The sequence below is a fragment of the Streptomyces sp. NPDC050448 genome, from assembly GCF_040655295.1.
GTDB lineage: Bacteria > Actinomycetota > Actinomycetes > Streptomycetales > Streptomycetaceae > Streptomyces.
Genome location: NZ_JBFAJR010000044.1, coordinates 1 through 18,791, shown reverse-complemented (window position 1 = coordinate 18,791; position 18,791 = coordinate 1). Strand labels below are relative to the sequence as shown.

The following is an 18,791-nucleotide window of genomic DNA, read 5'->3' as shown; positions in this document are numbered from 1 at the left end:
TCTCTTCCCGTGACGCCGACGAACCGGGAGGTTCCGCCGTGCACGGTCCCGCGATGTCCCTTCCCGCTTCCCTCTCCGCCTGGCTGCTCGTGCTGCTGTGCGCCGTGAGCGGTGCGTACTGCCTGCGGCGGGTACGCAGATCGGGCCGGGAGGCGCGCGGCGGGACGGCGGGCGAGGCACTGATGGGGTTCGGGATGGCGGTGATGGCCGTACCGTCGGGCATCGGGCCGTGGGGGCCGGGGATCCTGCTGGCCGTCTTCTGCGGGGCCTCGCTGCACGCCCTGTGGCTGCTGCGGGGCGGGGTGCACCACGCGCACCACCTGGTCGGCTCGCTGGCCATGGCGTACATGGCGCTGACGATGGCCGCCGGTCACGGGCACGGCGGGGGCCCGCCGCTCGTCACCGGGGCGCTGCTCCTCTATTTCGCGGGGTACGTGCTGCTCGGCGGGGCGCGGCTGGTGACGGCGGGCGGGGGTGCGCAGCCGGTCCCGGACGGGCCGCAGGTGTTGCCCGCGGAGCTGACGCGGGCCTGCCGACTCGCCATGGGAATGGGGATGTTGGCGATGCTGCTGAGTCTGTGACCCGGCGGGCAAACGTGTCCTGCGTCACCAATCCCGAAAGCCCGTACCCGCAGGTAGCCCCACGCTCATAGGCTGGCGGACATGATGGTCCCCGCCGCACTCCTGTTGCTCGGCGCCCTGACCGCGGTGCTCGCCCCCCGTCTGCTGGCCCGGGCCGAATGGCCCGAGCGTGAGCCCGTCGTCGCCTTGTGGGTGTGGCAGTGCGTGGTGGGCGCGGTGCTCCTGTGCTTCGCGCTGTCGATGGTGCTGAGCGCGGCCGCCGCCTGGCTGGCGGTCCGGGGCCGGCTCTTCGCAGCGGCCCCGCACGGGGTGGTCGACGCGTACGCGCTGGGCCCGACCGGCGGCCCGTGGGCCGTGGGCACCGCGCTGGCGCTGGCGGGCGGCGGGCTGTGGACCGGGGCCCGGCTGACCCGGGAGGTGCTGCGGGCCCGGGCCCGGCGGCGGACGCAGGGCGCCGAACTGCTCGTACGGGCGCCGCTGCTGCCCGGGGAGGACCCGGCCGGGGCCGGTGCGCGGCTCGTCGTACTGGAGGGGACGCGGCCCGACGCGTGGTGGCTGCCGGGTGCGGCGCCGCAGCTGGTGGTGACCACGGCCGCGCTCGGGCGGCTCAAGGGGAGCCAGCTGGACGCCGTACTGGCGCACGAGCAGGGGCATGCGGAGGCCCGGCACGACTGGCTGCTGCACTGCTCGCGGGCGCTGGCGGGGGGATTCCCGCAGGTGCCGGTGTTCGCGGCGTTCGAGGCGGAGATGCACCGGCTCGTCGAGCTCGCCGCCGACGACGTGGCCTCGCGGCGGTTCGGGAGGCTGACGATCGCGCTGGCGCTGGTCGGGCTCAACGAGGACCGGGGGGTCTTCGGGCCCTACCCGAGCCCGCAGCCGCACGTCTCGGAGCGGGTGCGGCGGCTGCTGTCGGCGGCCCCCCGGCTGTCGGCGGCCCGCCGGCTGCTGCTGACGGCACTGGCCACACTGGTCCCGGCGGTACCGCTGGTGGTGGCCCTGATGCCGGGGCTGAGCGCCATCACCTGATCCCGCCCGGCCGGGTGCCGGGCGGGAGCCCGGCGTCCTACCGGCCGAGTTCGGTGGCGAACAGCTCGCGCACCCGCGCCCACGAGTCCTCGGCGGCGGCCTTGTCGTACGGTTCGCGCCCGGGGAAGAAGAAGGCGTGCCGGGCCCCCGGATAGACGATCTCCTCGTGCCGTGCACCGGCCGCCGTGAGCGCGTCGGCGATCTGCGCGCGCTGCCCGGCGTCGATGACGTGGTCGAGTTCCGCGAAGAACAGGAGCACCCGCACGTCGCGCTCGGCAAGGGCGCCGGTGGCCTCGAGCAGCGGCTCGGGACGGCTCAGCGCGGTGCCCGCGACGGGCAGCCAGCCGGGGTAGAAGATCGCCGCCGCCGCGAGGTCGAGCCGGGTGGCCGCGAAGTAGGCGATGTGCCCGCCCAGGCTGAACCCGAGCACCGCGGTCTGCTCCGCGGCCTGCTCGTGGGCGCGGACGTGGGCGATGGCGGCGCGCAGGTCTCCCTCGACGCCGTCCCGGGTCAGCTGCCCGAGCAGCTCGAAGGCGCGTTCCCGGTTGGCGGCGCTCTCGGTCAGGCCGGCGGCGGTCTCGGCGCCGGAGCGGTGGTACAGGTTCGGGGCGATCGCGACGTAGCCGAGCGCGGCGACCTGCCGGACGATGCCGCGGACGTCCTCGGTCACCCCCCAGAGCTCCGAGCCGACGAGCACGGCCGGGTGGCTGCCGGACCCCGCCGGGCGGGCCAGGTACGCGGTCATCGGTGCGGCGTCGCCGGTCGCGATCTCCACTTCATGTGCAACGGTCTCGTATGCCATGGGGGACCCCCTCGTACAGCGTGGAAACGGTCAACTCGCCGAGCTTGTCACGCCACTGACGGAGTGTGGGCATCCGTCTCGACGGGCGGACCGGCAAACGGACCGGAAAACGGATCGGCATGCGGATCGATCAGTTGCAGCGGCCGGGATCGGCCGGGCGCGCGCTGCTCGCCGGTGTCCGCGCGGGGTCTGCACGCGCAGGCCGTCTCCCACCGCGGCTCCCACCTCGTGCGGGTGCGCTCGGAGGCCGGGGCCGGGTGGGCCGAAACCCGTCGTCCTGTGAGGTGTGGGCGTCCCTGCTCTGGGCGATCCCCCGCGTCGCCCAGAGCAGGCGACCCCGTGCGCTGAGTATATTGGCCGGGAGCCAGTCAACGCAGGAGTAAGCATGTCCCCGCGCAGCGCATCGGTCAATGAAGAATTGCGCAGACGTTCCCGGGAGCGGCTGCTCCAGGCCACGGTCGAACTCGTCGCCGAGCGCGGCTACGAGGCCACGACGCTCGGCGACATCGCCGACCGGGCGGGCACGGCCCGCGGCCTGGTCTCGTACTACTTCCCGGGCAAGCGACAGCTGCTGCAGTCGGCGGTGCACCGGCTGATGCACCTCACGCTGGACGCGGCCCTGGAGCGGGAGCCGCGCAGCGACGACGGCCGCGAGCGGCTCGCCCGCGCGGTCGACGCGGTCCTCGGGCTCGCCCGGGACGAGCCGCTGCTGATGCGGATGCACATGGCGGGCATCCTGCAGGCCGAGGGTTTCGTGCAGTGCCCGGAGCAACAGCGGCTGGCGGAGCTGCTCCGGGACACGGTCACGCGGTACGGCTCGGCGGACGTGGACACCGACTACCCGCTGCTGCGGGCGCTGCTGATGGGCGCGGTGGTCGCGGTCCTGCTGCCGGGGGCTCCGATGCCCCTGGCACGGCTGCGGGCCGAGCTGTTCCAGCGCTACGGGCTGGACTGGGAGCTCGGTGTCCCGCCGGACGGCGGGCCGCCCGGCGGAACGTTTCCCTCAAGGGGCTGACACCGCCGGCGTCAGTGGTATTCGGGCTGGCTCTGCACGTTGAGCCGGTCCATCCACACCCACTTCGCGCTCTCGGTGCGCCAGTCGTCGATCCGCAGCACGTCGAGGCCCTTGACGATGTCGTTCGAGTAGATGTGGCCGTTGTAGTAGTACGCCGACCAGGACCCGCCGAGGCCGAGCTTGTCGGTGGTGAGCGGGCCGCGCTCGAAGTAGCCGATCTCCTTCGGCCGCGCGGAGTCGGTGAAGTCCCATACCGAGACGCCGCCCTGGTACCAGGCCTGGACCATGATGTCGCGGCCGCCGCCGACCGGGATCAGCGAGCCGTTGTGGGCCACGCAGTTCTCGGTGTCGGCCTGCATGCGCGGGATCTTGAAGTAGCTGCGGAAGACGAGCTTGCGCTGGTCGCCGCGGCCGGTGATGTCGTAGATGCCGTCGGCACCGCGGTTCGGGCCGGTGGCCTCGTTGCAGGTGGGGCCGCCACCGCCGCCCAGCTCGTCGGTGAACACCACCTTGTCGGCCTTCTCGTTGAAGGTCGCCGAGTGCCAGAACGCGAAGTTCACGTTGTCCTGCACCCGGTCGATGACCCGGGGCTGCTCGGGGTTGCTGATGTCGAAGAGGATCCCGTCGCCCATGCAGGCGCCGGCGGCCAGCTTCTTCGACGGCAGCACGGTGATGTCGTGGCAGCCGGTGGTCTGGGTGACGCCGGGGTTGGTGGGCGCGCCCGGGTTGCCGCCGTCCGGGAAGAGGACGGGGAAGGCGACGACCGCCGCCTGCGTGGGGTTCTTCTTCGGAACCTTGATCACGGAGATGCCGTCGTGCGGCGGCTGGCAGTCGGGGAACGCCTCGCTCGGGGAGTACGAGGACACGTAGAGGTAGATGTCGCGCTCACCCGGCACCAGCGTGTGGGTGTGCGAGCCGCAGTTGGTCTCGACGGACTTGATGTATTTGGGGTTCTTCTTGTCCTTGATGTCGAAGATCTTGATGCCCTCCCACGAGGACTTCTCCGTCGCGGGCTGCGAGACGCTGTTGCAGGAGTCGTCGCTGCGCGAGGAGTCGGTGGAGAGGAAGAGCAGGTCCCCCTGGACGGAGACGTCGTTCTGGCCGCCGGGGCAGAGCACCTGGCTGACGGTCTTCGGGGCCTTGGGGTTGCCGATGTCGTAGATCGTGAAGCCGTTGTAGTTGCCGGCGTAGGCGTACGTGCCCTGGAAGGCGAGGTCGGAGTTGATGACGCCCGGGTAGGTGCTCGGGATGTTGGCCAGGTGCTTGACGTTGGCGCTGTGCACGATCTCGTCCTGGCCGGGGATCTCGCCCGGGGCGAGTTCGCGGCCCGCGGCCGGATCCGCACCCTGCGAGGACGGGGCGCCGCCCGGCGATAAGTCCCCCGGATCGGGGGTGGCGGCCGCGGGACCGGCCGCGAAGAGCGTGGTGAGCAGCCCGGCCGCGGCCACGGCCGCTCCCAGGCTCCTGCGCCGCACTCTGGTGGTGTGCTTCGAGGTCACTGTGCCCTCCCATGGGAGTCCGGTCGATTCCGTTCGGGGTGGGAACGGAACCAGGACCCCGGAAGTATGTTACTTACCATGGACATGGCAAAGGGGTTACTCGGTCGAACCACCGGGGCGGTCGTTGCCGCGGGGCTCCTGCTCGCCCTGGCCGGCTGCCGCGGCGACGACGGCCACGACGGGGCGGAGCGCGGCGGGGCGCCGGTCATCGCGCCCGGCAGACCGGGCGAGAAGGCCCGTACCCTCTCCCCCGAGGAAGCCGCCGAGCGGCAGCCCGACGACAGCGCCAACGCGGCCGACCGGGCCTACGTGCAGCACATGGTCGAACACCACCGGCAGGCCCTCACGATGAGCGCGCTGGCCCCTGCGCGGGCCTCGGCGGAGGGGGTCAAGCGGCTCGCCGAGCGGATCTCGGCCGCCCAGCAGCCCGAAATCCGCGCGATGGAGAGCTGGTTGGCCCGCCATCCGGCACCCTCCGGGGCCCCGGCCGGCCACGACCACGCCGCGATGCCGGGCATGGCGACCGAGCAGCAGCTGAAGGAGCTCACCGAGGCGAAGGGCGCCGGCTTCGACAGGCTCTTCCTCGCCCTGATGACCGCCCACCACGAGGGCGCGGTGAAGATGGCGGGCGAGGCGCTGGCCGCCGGGAACAACGGGGCCGTGGAGGAGATGGCCAACGAGGTGGTGGCCACCCAGACCGCCGAGATCCACCGGATGCGCGCGATGGGCTGACGGCCGCCGGGCCCGGTGTCATGCTGGGAGCACCTGCGGGAGGAGCTCCGCCGTGCTTCGTGTCGCCGTCGTCGGTTCGGGCCCCAGCGGGGTCTACGCCGCTCAGACGCTGGTCCAGCAGCGTGAGGTGCCGGGCGTCCGCGTCGACGTCCTGGACCGGCTGCCCGCGCCGTACGGGCTCGTGCGCTACGGGGTGGCCCCCGACCACGAGAAGATCAAATCGCTGCAGGGCAGCCTGCGCACCGTGCTGGAGGACGAGCGGATCCGTTTCCTCGGCAACGTCGAGGTCGGCGGGCCGCAGCTGTCCACCGAACGGCTGCTGGAGCTCTACCACGCGGTGGTGTACTGCGTGGGCGCCGCCCGCGACCGGACGCTCGGCATCCCCGGCGAAGAGCTGGCCGGGGTGCATTCCGCGACGGCCTTCGTCGCCTGGTACAGCGGGCACCCGGACGCCGCGGGCGAGGCTTTCGACCTGCCCCGGGTGGGCTCGGCGGTGGTCGTCGGGGCGGGCAACGTCGCCGTGGACGTGACGCGGATGCTGGCCCGGGGCGAACCGGAACTGGCCCCGACCGACATGCCGCAGCCGGCCCTGGGCGCCCTCGCGGACAGCGGGGTGAAGTCCGTGTCGATGGTGGCCCGACGCGGTCCCTCGCAGGGCAAGTTCACCACCAAGGAGCTGCGGGAGCTGGGCACGCTGCCGGGCGTGGCCGCCGTGGTGGACCCCGCCGAGTTGGCGCTCGACCCCGCGTACGCCGACCAGGGCGCGGCCGCCGCGCTGCCCGCAGTGGCCCGGCGCAACCTGGAGGTGCTGCGCGGCTGGGCGGAGCAGGGCCCGGGCGACGCAGAGCGCCGGATCGGCCTGCGGTTCTACCTGCGCCCGGTGGAGGTGCTGGGCGGCCCCGGCGGCCGGGTCGCCGCGATGCGCTTCGAGCGGACCGCCCCGGACGGCCGGGGCGGGGTCACCGGGACGGGCGTGTACGAGGACGTCGAGGCGCAGTTGGTGCTGCGCTCGGTGGGGTACCAGGGCGTTGCGCTGCCCGGCCTGCCGTTCGACCCCGTGAAGGCCACGGTCCCGCACGCCGCGGGCCGGGTGATGCGCGCGGGCCGGGCCTCGGTCGGCGAGTACGTCGCGGGCTGGATCAAGCGCGGCCCGACCGGGGTGATCGGCACCAACCGGCCCTGCGCCAAGGAGACTGCGTCCTCGCTGCTCCAGGACGCGGGGGCGCTGGCCCGGCGGGAGCTGCCGGGCGACCCGCTGGACGCGCTGCGGGCGGCGGGACTGCACCCGGTGGAGTGGCCGGGCTGGCTGGCGATCGAGGCGGCGGAGGCCGACCTCGGGCGCTCGCTGGGCCGCCGCTCGGTGAAGATCCCGGACTGGACGGGCCTGCTGGGCGCGGCGGGCGCCTGAGCCGGGTCCGGTGCCGAGGAGGGTGCCGGGGCCGGAGCCGAGACCGGTGCCGGTGCCTGCTCCGCCCGGCGCGCCACGCCCCGCTCCGGTCTCGTACGGGAAACACCGCAGTACACCGACCGCCCGCACCATCCCGGCCGAGTTGCCCTGCCGGGCGCGGTGGTACGGGGTGGGTACCCGGACCTCGGCACCCGGACCCCGGCTGCCGGTCCGGCGCCCGCGCGGCGGCCCCGGTTCGGGTCGCGCAGCAGCCGGACACGCCGCCGATCGGCGGCGTGCGCGACTCGTCGTACGCATGCCTTCCTCCTACGAGACCTCGCGTACCAGCACGTCGAGTTCGGCGCGCAGCGCCTCCGCGAGGGCCGCCAGGTCCGGCACCGCCGCCGCATCGGCGACCAGGCCGTAGTGGACCGTGCCCTTGTACGTGGAGACCGCGACCGCGAGCGAGTGGCCGCGGGCGAGCGGGGCGAGCGGATAGACCTCCCGGACCCGGCTGCCGCCGAGGGAGAAGGTGAAGCCGGGCAGGGGGACGCTGGTGACCAGGATGTCGAAGAGCAGCCGGGCCGCCTGGGCGACCAGCGGGCCGCCGAGCCGGTGGCCGAGCGGGTGGACGTGGTCGGCGAGCAGGGCCACGGCACCGGCCCCGCGGGCGGGTCCGGCCTCCTTGTTGCGGTCCATGCCGGTCCGCACCCGGTGCAGGCGCAGCACCGGGTCCGGCTCGGCGAGCGGCAGCCGGAGCAGGTAGCCGGAGAGCCGGTTGCCGTACTGCGCGCCGCCCGGCCGGCGGCGGGATACCGGTATCAGCGCGCGCGGCCCGGGACCCTCCGGCTCCGGGTCGCCGCGGTCCACCAGCCAGCGCCGCAGGGCGCCCGCGACCAGGGCGATCAGCACGTCGTTGACGGTGCCTCCGGCAACCTTGCGGATGCGGTTGACGTCGTCGAGGTCGAGCGCGAGGCCGGCGACCGCGCGGGTGCCGGTCCGCGCCGCGACGGCCGTCAGGGCCGCCGGGACGCCGAGGGGCAGTCCGGCGCGGGCGACGGACGCGCCGATCTCCAGGGCCTGGCCGACGTCCTGGACCCGGGCGGCCAGGATCCCGGGAAGGCTGCGCAGGACGGAGCCGCCGGGCTGCGGTGCGGGGACCGGCCGCGCGGGACCCCGCAGGGGCGGGCCCTCGTCGAAGAGCATCGCCGCCAGCGCGAGGGCCCCGAGCCCGTCGGCGAGGGCGTGGTGGAACTTGAAGAGGACCGCGAAGGAGCCGGGATCGGGCCCGGCCAGGACGTGCGCCTCCCAGGGCGGCCGGCTCCGGTCCAGCGGCCGCGCCATCAGGGGCCCGGCGGCGGCCTGCAGGTCGTCGGTGCGGACGAGGAACACGTGCCGGGCCGGATCGAAGTCCGCGTCGGACGACCAGGCGGCCGCGCCGACCGGCAGCAGCACATCGTGGATGCGGCGGCGCAGGCCGGGGACTGCGGCGCAGCGGGCGGTGAGCAGCGCGGCGGCGCGGACCGCGGCGTCGCAGTCGCCGGGGCCGGGGCCGGGGCCGGGGCCGGGTTCCCGCGGGGCGGCTTCGAAGACCGCGAGCGCGCCGAGGTGCATGGGGTGGGCGGCGGATTCGATCCGCCAGAAGGCGAGGTCGAGCGGTGACAGGTGCTCGGTGGGCACGTATTGCCTCTCGCGTGCGGTGGCAGAGGTGGAAGTCAACCCCTTTCGGCCTCCTACGATCAAGTAGCCACCCTTTGGATACGCCTGTTGATCGATGGCGACCGGCTGGTCAGCGCAGCGGGGTGGCTGCCCGGCCGCTGTCGGTGGGAGGGTGCAGACTGGCTGGAAAGATGCACAGCACGACGATCGGGACGGCGAAGTCCGGAGGTGTCGACCATGTCAGAGGTGCTCCTGCTCGCAGGGACCCGCAAGGGGCTCTTCATCGGCCGCAGGCGGGCCGGCGGCCCGTGGGAGCTCGACGGGCCCCATTTCAACGCCCAGGCCGTCTACGCCGTCGCGGTAGACCGGCGGGGACCGGTACCCCGGCTGCTCGTCGGCGGGGACAGCTCGCACTGGGGGCCGTCCGTGTTCAGCTCCGACGACCTGGGGGCGAGCTGGCAGGAGCCCGCGGAGCCCGCCGTGAAGTTCCCGAAGGACACCGGCGCCTCGCTGGAGCGGGTCTGGCAGCTGCATCCGGCCGGCCCGGAGGCGCCGGACGTGGTGTACGCGGGGACGGAGCCGGCCGCCCTGTTCCGCTCGACGGACCGCGGGGAGTCCTTCGAGCTGGTCCGCCCGCTGTGGGAGCACCCGAGCCGGGGGAGCTGGGTGCCGGGCGGCGGCGGTGAGGGCCTGCACACGGTGCTGACGGACCCGGCCGACCCCGACGCGGTGACGGTGGCGGTCTCCACCGCCGGAGTGTTCCGGACCCTGGACGGGGGCGCCGGCTGGGCTCCGTCCAACGAGGGGGTCTCGGCCGTGTTCCTGCCGGATCCGCATCCGGAGTTCGGCCAGTGCGTGCACAAGATCGCCCAGGACGCCGGGAACCGGAAGCGGCTGTACCTGCAGAACCACTGGGGTGTGTACCGCAGCGACGACGCCGGTGCCCGGTGGACGGACATCGGCGCCGGCCTGCCCTCCGACTTCGGCTTCGCGGTGGCCGCGCACCCGCACCGGCCGGACACCGCGTACGTCTTCCCGCTCAACGCCGACTCCGACCGGGTCCCGGCGGAGCACCGGTGCCGGGTGTTCCGTACGCAGGACGCGGGCGCCACCTGGGAGCCGCTCACCCGTGGACTGCCGGCCGGGGACCACTACGGGACGGTGCTGCGGGACGCCCTGTGCACGGACGACGCGGACCCCGCGGGGGTCTACTTCGGCAACCGCAACGGCGAGTTGTACGCCAGCCACGACGACGGGGACAGCTGGCAGCTGCTCGTCGAGCACCTGCCGGACGTCCTGTGCGTACGGGCGGCGGTACTGGCTCACTGAATGGGCCAGTAGAGTGACTCACCGTGGCAGCACGACCGTTGAACGAGATCGTCGAGCCGGGCTGGGCCCGGGCTCTGGAGCCGGTGGCGGCACAGATCGCCGCGATGGGCGACTTCCTGCGCGCCGAGATCGCCGCGGGGAGAACGTACCTGCCGGCCGGGGCGAACGTGCTGCGCGCTTTCCAGCAGCCCTTCGACGAGGTGAAGGTGCTGATCGTCGGCCAGGACCCGTATCCCACGCCGGGGCACGCGATGGGCCTGTCCTTCTCGGTGGCGCCCGACGTCAGTCCGTGGCCGCCCAGCCTGGACAACATCTTCCGCGAACTGTATGCGGACCTCGGGGTGCCCCGGCCGGCGAACGGGGACCTGACCCCGTGGACCCGGCAGGGGGTGCTGCTGCTGAACCGCGCGCTGACCACCGCCCCGCGCAAGACCGGGGGCCACCGGGGCAAGGGCTGGGAGGCCGTCACCGAGCAGGCCATCCGGGCGCTGGCCGCGCGCGGGAAGCCGCTCGTCTCGGTGCTGTGGGGCCGGGACGCCCGCAATCTGCGCCCGCTGCTGGGCGAGTTGCCGGCCGTGGAGTCCGTCCACCCCTCCCCCATGTCCGCCGCCAACGGCTTCTTCGGCTCCAGGCCGTTCAGCAGGACCAACGACCTGCTGGTCCGCCAGGGAGCACAGCCGGTGGACTGGCGGCTTCCGGCCGCCGGTTGACCATTCCGTTGAACGGTATACGACATTCAACGGATAAATACGGACAGAAGCCGCCCGTTAAGGCCCTGCCCGAACACTCCGTTCCGATAAACCAGTAGCATGCGGCGCCATGAGCTCCCCCACTGGGCCCGCAAATGGCCTGCCCGTACGAATGCCGCGACCCCGCCCTGCCGGACGGCACCGCCGCCCCGAGCCCGCGGTGGCGCCCGAGGGCGCGCCCGCGCTGGTGCTCGCCGTGCCCGGTGCCCCTTCGGCCGCCTCGCGGGGGCTCGCGGAAGAGATCATCAGCATCGGCCGCTCCGAGCTGCCGGGCCTGGACGCCCGCATCGGCTTCCTCGAGGGTGATGACGCCGAGGGCTCCGAGTTCCCGGCCCTCTCCGGCGTACTGACCGCGGTCGGGGCCGAGCGCATCGCGCGCGCGGAGTTCGCCCGCGCCGCCGGCCACGAGGTATCCGCGCCGACCGGCCCGGACGCCGTGGTCGTCCCGCTGCTGGCCGGCCCCGACGCCGACCTGCTGCGCCGGATGCGCCAGGCCGTCATGGACTCCTCGGCCGCCGCCGAGCTGGCCGAGGTGCTCGGCCCGCACCCGCTGCTCGCCGAGGGCCTGCACGTACGGCTCTCCGAGGCGGGCCTGGCCCGCGCCGACCGCGCCCGGCTGTTCACCGTCACCACCGCCGCCGACGGCATCATCGTGGCCACCACCGGCGGCACGGAGGCCGTCCAGGTCGCCGGGGTCACCGGCATGCTGCTGGCCGCGCGCCTCGCGGTGCCCGTCAAGGCCGCCGCGCTCGACCAGGAGGGCTCGGTGGCCGCGGTCGCCGAGCAGCTGCGCAGCGAGGGCTCCACGCAGCTCGCGCTGGCTCCCTACCTGATCGGCCCGGAGGCCGCCGAGGGGCTGCTGGACACGGCGTGCAAGGAGGCCGACTGCGCGGCCGCCGAGGTGCTCGGCGCCTACTCGGCCCTCGGCAAGCTCGTCGTCACCCAGTACTCCGCGGCGCTCGGCATCACCCAGGGCGCCGCTGCCCACTGATCCTCCCCAGGACCGCTTGTACGAGGGCCCGCGCCCCGGGATTCTTCCCCGGGAGCGCGGGCCCTCGTCCGTGCGCCGACGCGGCGCACCTGCGGTCACGTCAGCCGAAGACCACGCAGGCGGCGGCCGGAACCGCCACCGACCCGGCCCGGCGCGGCTGACCGGTCAGCGGGTCGACGTCGAACCAGGTGACGTCCCCGGAACGCTCGTTGGCCGCGTACAGCCGGCGCCCCGAGGGATCGGCGGCGAGATCCCGTGGCCAGCTGCCGCCGCAGTCCACGCTGCCCGTGAGCCGCGGATTCTCGGCCCCGCCGGCGAGCGAGAGGGTGGTGATGGTGTCGGCGCCGCGCACGGCAGCCCACACGAAGCGGCCGTCGGGTGAGGCCACCACGGCCGAGGGGTAGGCCCGTACGGCCCCTGGAGCACCCGTGGAGGCGACCGGAACCTCGTCGACCGGTTCCAGTTGCCCGGAGCCCGGATTCCAGCGGCAGACGGTCAACTGCGGCTCCAGCTCGTGCAGGACGTAGACCACCTCGCCGTCCGGGTGGAAGGCGAGGTGGCGCGGGCCCGTCCCGGCGCGGAGCGCGGTCTCGCCGTGCAGGCGCAGCGCCCCGGTGGCCGGGTCCGGCGCGCAGACCCGGACCGAATCGGTACCGAGGTCCACGCTGAGCACCCAGCGGCCGCTCGGATCGGGCAGCACCTGGTGGGCGTGCGGCCGCTCCTGGCGGCTCGCGTCGGGGCCGGAGCCCCGGTGGGTGAGGACCGAGGCGGGCCCGGAGAAGGTGCCGTCCGCGGCGAGCGGGAGGCTGCTGACGCTGCCGGAGGTGTAGTTGGCGGTCAGCAGCCGGCGCCCGGCCACGCTGAGGTGGGTCGGTCCGGAGCCGCCGACGCGGACGGCGGGGCCGAGGGCGGCGAGCCCCTCGCGGGTGGGCCGGAAGGCGGCGGCCGCACCCTGCTCGGTCTCGCTCACCGCGTAGAGCACTCCGGTGTCCCGGTCGAGGGCGAGGTAGGAGGGGTCCGCGACCGCGTCGGTGGCGGACAGGAGCGTCAGCGCACCGGTCGCCGGGTTCGCGGCCGCGGTGGTGATGCCGCGGCCGCCTCCCGAGGTGAACGAGCCGATGTGGACCCGGGGTCCGCCGCCCCGACCCCTGCCGTCCGTACCGTCCGCGCCGCCCACAGGATGCCCCTCTCCACCGTTCCGGACCGATCCGTGCGGAGCCGACGGTAACAGAAGGTCTAGACCAGATCCCGTCCTCGGGAACGTTCCTGCGCGCCGGGGTGGTGCACGTACGCCGTCGAGCTCGGCCGGTCGTCGTACGTGCGGTGGAAGACCGGGGTCGCGGAGCCCGAGATCGGTGGCACGATCCAGGACCAGTCGGCGCCCACGTCGCGCCCCTTGCGCTCCTCCCGCTCTATGTGGCTGAGGAAGCGCCGGGACTCGGTGTGGTGGTCCGCGATGGTGGCCCCGGCCCGGTCGAAGGAGTGCAGCACGGCCCGGTTGAGCTCGACGAGCGCGCGGTCCTTCCACAGCGAGCGGTCGCTGGAGGTGTCGAGGCCCAGTCGCCGGGCGACGGCGGGGAGAAGGTTGTACCGGTCGGTGTCCGCGAGGTTGCGGGCGCCGATCTCGGTGCCCATGTACCAGCCGTTGAAGGGCGCGGCCGGGTAGTGGATGCCGCCGATCTCGAGGCACATGTTGGAGATGGCGGGTACGGCGTGCCAGCGCAGCCCCCAGTCCGCCCAGCCCGCGTCGTCGGGGTGCTCGATCGGGACCTCCAGCACGGCGTCCGCGGGGGTGTCGAACCAGCGGGGCTTGTCGTCGACGCCCTGGACCACCAGCGGCAGCAGGTCGAAGGGGGTGCCCGCGCCCCCGGCCCAGCCGAGGTTCAGCAGTGCACTGGTGAGCGGCGCGTTGCGGGCATCGCCGACGGTGACGGAGTGGTGGTCGCCGTAACCGGCGTACCGGACGAGCTGCTCGCTCCAGATCAGCGGACCGGGGCGGTCCGGGGTGTCCGGGGCGAAGACGGTGATGGTGGGTCTGACCCGGCCGCCGTTGGTCGCGTCGCGCAGGTGCTCGAAGCACTCCTCGGCGATGTCGTCGGCATCGGTGAGTTCGCGGCGGTCACGCACCCGCAGCGAGTTCCAGTACAGCCTGCCTATACAGCGGTTACTGTTGCGCCAGGCGACGCGGGCCCCGTGGACGAGCTCCTGCGGGGTGTGCCGGTAGCTTCCGGTCTCCGCGAGCTCGGTCCGCACGGCGGCGAGCCGGGCCCGCGGATCACCGGCCTGTGGGTTCTCCCGGTGGAAGAGTCGGATGAACTCCTCGGCCGCTTCCCACACTTGGGCCGTGGTCGAGCGCTGTTGAAGTATTTCCATCCCGGGCGGTTACCCCCTGTCCGACCAGATCCACCCTGTACGTGCCGGATGCATGTGCAATCAACAATCACCCGTTGTACATGCCGCAGGTCAGAGGCGTATGGCACGCGCGTCCGGAACACTCCACCGAGTGATCTTCGGGCCATCGCCCTGCGGAGCGGGGCTGACAGGGCGTAGGGTTCGCCGTCATCAGGGCCCTGACCTCGGAAATCACGAGCAGGGCAGGGGGTGGACAGCGCCTGCTCGCAGGCGGCCGGAGCGTTGACCGTGCCGGCCTCCAGCCGGCAGCGGGCGGCGCCGCATCCCCGGGGCGGGCCGTCCGGTGCGTGATGTCCAGGGGCCCGGCCGGCGGCCCGGCCCTGCCTGCCGGCCCGCCGTCCGGCCCGGATCAGGCGCTGATGACGAGGGGCGCGCGCGGGTCGGTGCGCAGCGGGGCGTGGAGGGCCACGAGAGCGTGCTCCAGGCCGTGCAGGTGCGCGAGGGCCGGTTCCGCGGCGGCGGGCCGGGGGTGGGTGGGAACGGCGAGTTCCGCCGAGGCCTGCGGGGCGGTCAGCGCCTCGACGGCCGCCTCCACCCGCCAGCACGCCGCGGCCAGTCGGGCGTCGTGCGAGGCCTGCGGATCGGCGGCGACGGCCACCAGCCCGCGCACCTCCCGGGCGCAGTCGTCGAGCAGCCCGAGGACCTGCCGGGCCCGGGCCTTGCGGGCGCGCAGCGGGCTCAGCGGGTGGACGAGGGGCGCGAGGGCCATCCGTACGCGGCCCAGCAGCAGTTCGAGTTCGGCCGCGTGCGGGGCGGGATCGGCGTCGGGGTCCCCGGCGAGGCGGTCGAGGGAGGCCGCGGTGGAGGCCCGTACGCAGTGCAGGGCGCGCTGGATCCAGGCGTCGTTGGCGGCGTGCGTGGTCACCGGCAGGACGAGCACCACGGCGAGGGCGGCGCCCAGCGCGCCGATGGCCGTCTCCTGGAAGCGCAGGAGCAGCAGGCCGGGGTGCAGCACGCCGAGGAGCCCGTAGAGCAGCCCGGCCATGACGGTGACGAAGAACATCATCCAGGAGTACGAGGGCGCCGCGGTGTAGAAGATCCCGAAGACGCATACGGCGACGAGTGCGGCGGTGGGCGCGGGCGCGCCGTGCAGCGGTACGGCGATCAGCAGCCCGGCGGCGATGCCGACGACCGTGCCGAGGACCCGGCGGAACCCGCGGACGAGGGTCTCGCCCCGGGAGGCGGTGTTGACGAAGATCCACCAGGCGGTGCCGACGGCCCAGTACCAGCGGTCGTCGGAGAGCACCTGGCCGATGCCGAGCGCGAAGGCACAGGCGGCGGTGGCCTGGAAGGCCTGCCGCGTGGTCGGCCGGGCCAGACCGGTTCCGGGCAGGCCGGGCGGGGCGGCGGGCGGCGGGGTGCGCCGCTCGATGGGCCACAGGAGGAACCGCACGGCTCCGGCGGAGAGCAGGGCCAGCCCGACGGCGGCGTACAGCTCGGGCAGCTGGCCGGGTACGGCGTGCAGGAACTGGGTGACGAAGAACATCATGAAGCCGAAGATCCCGAGGGCGTGCCCGCGCGGCCCCCAGCGGCGGGCGTAGACCCCTGCGAACACGACGGCGAGCCAGGCGGCGTCCCGGGCGAGCGGTATGCCGTGCAGTGCGGTGGCCAGCGCGAGGACGGGGAAACCGGAGACGGGCAGCAGCGCGCTGGTCACGCGCTGGGCCCGCACGGTCGGGTCGACCACGGTGAACAGGGTCAGCAGGGCCGCCAGTCCCCCGGTGATGGAGGCGGTGAGGGAGAGGCCGCACAGCTCGGCCACCGCGACGGCGAGCCCGACGCCGAGCGCGGCCCGCAGCGAGTTCCTCAGTCTCAGGCGCCCCGGATCCGGAGCCACGAACATCCTCTTCACGGCGGTGTGCCGCCCCCCCTCGCGATGGTGCGCGCCGGCCCGGCGGCCGCCCGGGGGTGGTGGGCGGCAGGCGGGCACGACGAAGGCACCGCGCTCCGGACCGGCCTCGTTGCCGCCCGGCGCTGCGCGGCGCCGAAAGTACATGGATACGACACAGATAAGCATCCGAAGGCCTACTGGCTCAACCCGGCACCGCATCACTGGGCCAATGGCCCAGTGCGGGGGCGTGCGCATCGGCCACCCGCAGCCAACGGACCAGCGGTCCGCGGGTCACCGCGGTCGGCCCGCCGACGGCGGATCGAAGGTCAGGCCCGGGCGACGGGCGTAGCAGAAGAGGTGCTCCTCGGGCTCCACGGCGACGCCGGCCGCGGCACCGCCGCCGGCCCCCGTCTCGGGCCGGAACAGCGCGGTGTGGTGCTCCAGTACCTCCAGCCCGGCAGCGCCCAGCAGCCGCAGGTGCTCCGCCGTGGACAGGCTGCTGACAGTGACCTCGTGCCCCATCCACACGATGTCGAGATCGCTGATGTCGCCCGGCACGGTGGCCATCACGAAGTACCCGCCGGGCGCCACCCACGAAGCCATCCGCTCCAGTGCCGCCGCCACCTCCTGCTGGGACATCACCAGCAGCGGGAAGAAGGAGCACACCGCGTCGAAGCCGCCCTCCGCGGCCGCGTACGTCCGGACGTCGGCCTGCTCGAACCGGGCCCGCGGCACCCTGGAGCGCGCGAGGTCGACCATGTGCGCCGAGACGTCGATGCCGGTCACCGCGCAGCCCGCCCGCGCGAGCGCCTCGGCGGTCGGACGGCCCGTACCGCTGCCCACGTCCAGCACGCGGGCGCCGGGGGCGAGCCGGCCGGTGAGCCAGTCCAGTGCGGCGAGTTGCCCGGGCACCCGCCCGAACACCTTCTCGTACCGTGCGCCGACCTCGTCGAACACGTCCGCCGCGGACTTGCCGCCACTCATCGGCGCCCCCCACCTCGGTTCGCGCTGCTCCGTGCCGCCCGGCCCGTCCCGGACGCCGTGGAGGTTCTGCCCGCGCGGGCGCCCGGGAAACGGCGGGCCGGGCCGCTGCCGCTGCGCGCCGTCCCGGAGATCATCCCCGGCCGTCGCCTGCGGCGGCGTGGCTGGGCTCGATGAGCTCGAGGTCAGCCGTCAGTGCGTCGAGCCAGGCCGTCGCGGTGAAGTACACGGGCCGGGCGCCGGGGGGCGCCACGTCGGCGGGCCCGGCCCGGTGCGGCGCACCGGGGCCGGGGGCCTCGGGGCCGCCCGATGTGCCGGGCGCGCGCGGTGCGCCGGGTATGCCCGGTGCGCCCGGCGGACCTGTCCCGGCGCGGCGGGCGTTGTGCGGGACGTCGGTCCCTGCGGCCGCCCGGCGCAGTCCGGCCGCCACGCGGGCCGCGTACTCCCGGAGCTCCGCCGTCTCGCCCGGGCCGGGCGGTGTCCCGTCCGCGCTGCCCATGACCCGGCCGGCGCCCCACAGCACGTGGTGCCCCGTCATCACGGTGGCCTGCCAGTCGCGTCCCGGCCCGGCCGGCCGCTGCGTCTCGCTCTGGTACTGGGCGTACGCCGACTCGGCCATCGTCAGCGTGATCCGGACCTGGTGCTCCTGCGTCCCGGGCGACTGCGCGAGCTCCCGGGGCGCCGCGACGGCGGCGGTCGTCGACTCGACGTCGTCGGCACAGGCACGCAGCAGCCCGGCCACGGCCCGGCCCAGTTCGTCCTGGGCCCCGCGCGGCCAGGCCAGCACCCCGCACACGAGCCCGATCGCGCTGCCGATCAGCACGTCCAAGAAGCGGACCTCGGCCAGCTGCCAGGTCACGCGGGACAGCTGGGCGAAGACGACGGCGACGACCAGCGTGAACAGGGCCTGCGCCCAGCCCACGCCCCGTACGGGCCCGACGCAGAAGGTGAACAGCATCAACGGCGGGAGCACGATCGCGTACACGGTGCTCTCCCCGCCGGCCAGCGCGAGCACCGTGCCGGCGGCGAGCGCGCCCAGGCAGGTACCGATCAGCGCGCTGCGCACGGTGCTCCGGGTCTGCACGGCGGTGGTCCGGGTGAGGCTGAGGACCGCGAGCATCGCCCAGAAGCCGTGCGGGAGGGAGTCGATCCCGGCCACGGTCCGGGCTACGGCGAGGGCCAGCGCGATCCGTACGGCGTTCTGGAAGTACACGGATCGCGGCCCGGTGTGCGCGGCGAGCCGGTGCCACCACAGCCGGACCGGGCTCTGCCGGACGTACCAGAACCGGTCCGCCGGGTCCGCGTCCCGGTGCGCCGCGCGCCCCTCCACGGAGATGTCCGCCGCCGTACGGAGCACCAGTGCGGCGTCCGCGACCTCCAGCAGCGCGGCCTGCCGGCGCCGGGACTCGGGCAGATCGGCCGGGTTGCCGGCGTTGCGGTCCCGCAGGCGGCGCAGTTCCGCCGAGTCCGCCGCGGGCGGTCGCCCGTCGCGCAGCAGCGTGGCGGTCCCGGCTGCCGACTCCCGGACCGCACCCAGAAGATCGAGTCCGGCCTGCCTCGGCGGCCGCCCGGCCGGCGGTCCGGGCAGGTTCCGGAGCCGGGAGAGCATGGTGCGGGCGGCCAGCCCGGTGTGGGCCAGGGCCCGCTCGCGGCCCCCGGGCCCGGCGGGCCGTTCCGCCTCCGGGACCCGTGAGGACCGCAGCGACTCGGCGGCCGACCGGGCCCGCTCGGCCGCCGCCGCGGCCACCCGGAGGCGGGGCCGCGCCACCGCGGCGGCGCACCCGGCCGCCGCGCCCC

General features: G+C 74.5%; 16 protein-coding genes. 8 read left to right on the top strand and 8 right to left on the bottom strand.

Annotated elements, in window-relative coordinates; all coding sequences use genetic code 11:
* Window positions 1-53: 53 nt before the first annotated feature.
* On the top strand, window positions 54-581 hold the full coding sequence (locus AB0I68_RS34035; protein WP_363181250.1) for a DUF5134 domain-containing protein: 528 nt from the start codon (window positions 54-56) through the stop codon (window positions 579-581).
* Between the two features lie 81 nt (window positions 582-662).
* A complete protein-coding gene (locus AB0I68_RS34030) occupies window positions 663-1,607 on the top strand; it encodes a M56 family metallopeptidase (protein ID WP_363181249.1) in 945 nt (314 codons plus the stop codon).
* 37 nt (window positions 1,608-1,644) lie between these two features.
* On the opposite strand, the gene AB0I68_RS34025 is transcribed toward AB0I68_RS34030, so the two are convergent.
* Window positions 1,645-2,409, bottom strand: coding sequence for a dienelactone hydrolase family protein (locus tag AB0I68_RS34025; protein ID WP_363181247.1), 765 nt, complete (start codon window positions 2,407-2,409; stop codon window positions 1,645-1,647).
* Between the two features lie 385 nt (window positions 2,410-2,794).
* Here AB0I68_RS34025 and AB0I68_RS34020 point away from each other — a divergent pair, with 385 nt between their 5' ends.
* Window positions 2,795-3,424: a helix-turn-helix domain-containing protein gene (locus AB0I68_RS34020; RefSeq protein WP_363181246.1), complete on the top strand. Its 630-nt coding sequence runs from the start codon at window positions 2,795-2,797 to the stop codon at window positions 3,422-3,424.
* An 11-nt stretch (window positions 3,425-3,435) separates the two neighbouring features.
* Here the strand turns inward: AB0I68_RS34020 and AB0I68_RS34015 are convergent, their stop codons facing one another.
* Complete coding sequence (locus AB0I68_RS34015; protein WP_363181245.1) at window positions 3,436-4,923, bottom strand: hypothetical protein; 1,488 nt, start codon at window positions 4,921-4,923, stop codon at window positions 3,436-3,438.
* A 78-nt stretch (window positions 4,924-5,001) separates the two neighbouring features.
* On the opposite strand from AB0I68_RS34015, the gene AB0I68_RS34010 reads away from it, so the two are divergent.
* On the top strand, window positions 5,002-5,655 hold the full coding sequence (locus tag AB0I68_RS34010) for a DUF305 domain-containing protein (protein ID WP_363181244.1): 654 nt from the start codon (window positions 5,002-5,004) through the stop codon (window positions 5,653-5,655).
* 52 nt (window positions 5,656-5,707) lie between these two features.
* A complete protein-coding gene (locus tag AB0I68_RS34005) occupies window positions 5,708-7,063 on the top strand; it encodes an FAD-dependent oxidoreductase (protein WP_363181243.1) in 1,356 nt (451 codons plus the stop codon).
* A 306-nt stretch (window positions 7,064-7,369) separates the two neighbouring features.
* Here the strand turns inward: AB0I68_RS34005 and AB0I68_RS34000 are convergent, their stop codons facing one another.
* Entirely contained in the window at window positions 7,370-8,722 is a 1,353-nt protein-coding gene (locus AB0I68_RS34000) for a wax ester/triacylglycerol synthase family O-acyltransferase (RefSeq protein WP_363181293.1), read from the bottom strand.
* Between the two features lie 216 nt (window positions 8,723-8,938).
* On the opposite strand from AB0I68_RS34000, the gene AB0I68_RS33995 reads away from it, so the two are divergent.
* From AB0I68_RS33995 to AB0I68_RS33985, 3 genes are all read left to right on the top strand, one after another.
* A complete protein-coding gene (locus AB0I68_RS33995) occupies window positions 8,939-10,030 on the top strand; it encodes an exo-alpha-sialidase (protein ID WP_363181242.1) in 1,092 nt (363 codons plus the stop codon).
* A 23-nt stretch (window positions 10,031-10,053) separates the two neighbouring features.
* Window positions 10,054-10,740, top strand: coding sequence for a uracil-DNA glycosylase (locus AB0I68_RS33990; RefSeq protein ID WP_119096650.1), 687 nt, complete (start codon window positions 10,054-10,056; stop codon window positions 10,738-10,740).
* Between the two features lie 109 nt (window positions 10,741-10,849).
* Window positions 10,850-11,770: a hypothetical protein gene (locus AB0I68_RS33985; RefSeq protein WP_363181241.1), complete on the top strand. Its 921-nt coding sequence runs from the start codon at window positions 10,850-10,852 to the stop codon at window positions 11,768-11,770.
* Between the two features lie 100 nt (window positions 11,771-11,870).
* Here AB0I68_RS33985 and AB0I68_RS33980 read toward each other — a convergent pair whose 3' ends face one another.
* The 5 genes from AB0I68_RS33980 to AB0I68_RS33960 form a co-directional block, all read right to left on the bottom strand.
* Window positions 11,871-12,947, bottom strand: coding sequence for a lactonase family protein (locus tag AB0I68_RS33980; protein ID WP_363181240.1), 1,077 nt, complete (start codon window positions 12,945-12,947; stop codon window positions 11,871-11,873).
* A 59-nt stretch (window positions 12,948-13,006) separates the two neighbouring features.
* Window positions 13,007-14,143, bottom strand: a complete 1,137-nt coding sequence (locus tag AB0I68_RS33975) for a nitric oxide synthase oxygenase (protein ID WP_363181239.1) — start codon at window positions 14,141-14,143, stop codon at window positions 13,007-13,009.
* Window positions 14,144-14,531: 388 nt separating this feature from the next.
* Window positions 14,532-16,025, bottom strand: a complete 1,494-nt coding sequence (locus tag AB0I68_RS33970; RefSeq protein ID WP_363181292.1) for an FUSC family protein — start codon at window positions 16,023-16,025, stop codon at window positions 14,532-14,534.
* 279 nt (window positions 16,026-16,304) lie between these two features.
* Window positions 16,305-16,997 (bottom strand): class I SAM-dependent methyltransferase, encoded by a 693-nt coding sequence (locus AB0I68_RS33965; protein WP_363181238.1) that lies wholly within the window; start codon window positions 16,995-16,997, stop codon window positions 16,305-16,307.
* Between the two features lie 130 nt (window positions 16,998-17,127).
* The coding region (locus AB0I68_RS33960; protein WP_363181237.1) for an FUSC family protein at window positions 17,128-18,791 on the bottom strand (1,664 nt) is incomplete at its 5' end.

Coding starts and splice junctions, on each gene's coding strand:
- AB0I68_RS33970 (WP_363181292.1), bottom strand. CDS start 16,025: ATGTTCGTGGCTCCGGATCCGGGGCGCCTGAGACTGAGGAACTCGCTG.
- AB0I68_RS33965 (WP_363181238.1), bottom strand. CDS start 16,997: ATGAGTGGCGGCAAGTCCGCGGCGGACGTGTTCGACGAGGTCGGCGCA.
- AB0I68_RS34030 (WP_363181249.1), top strand. CDS start 663: ATGATGGTCCCCGCCGCACTCCTGTTGCTCGGCGCCCTGACCGCGGTG.
- AB0I68_RS34025 (WP_363181247.1), bottom strand. CDS start 2,409: ATGGCATACGAGACCGTTGCACATGAAGTGGAGATCGCGACCGGCGAC.
- AB0I68_RS34010 (WP_363181244.1), top strand. CDS start 5,002: ATGGACATGGCAAAGGGGTTACTCGGTCGAACCACCGGGGCGGTCGTT.
- AB0I68_RS34020 (WP_363181246.1), top strand. CDS start 2,795: ATGTCCCCGCGCAGCGCATCGGTCAATGAAGAATTGCGCAGACGTTCC.
- AB0I68_RS34035 (WP_363181250.1), top strand. CDS start 54: ATGTCCCTTCCCGCTTCCCTCTCCGCCTGGCTGCTCGTGCTGCTGTGC.
- AB0I68_RS33995 (WP_363181242.1), top strand. CDS start 8,939: ATGTCAGAGGTGCTCCTGCTCGCAGGGACCCGCAAGGGGCTCTTCATC.
- AB0I68_RS33975 (WP_363181239.1), bottom strand. CDS start 14,143: ATGGAAATACTTCAACAGCGCTCGACCACGGCCCAAGTGTGGGAAGCG.
- AB0I68_RS33985 (WP_363181241.1), top strand. CDS start 10,850: ATGAGCTCCCCCACTGGGCCCGCAAATGGCCTGCCCGTACGAATGCCG.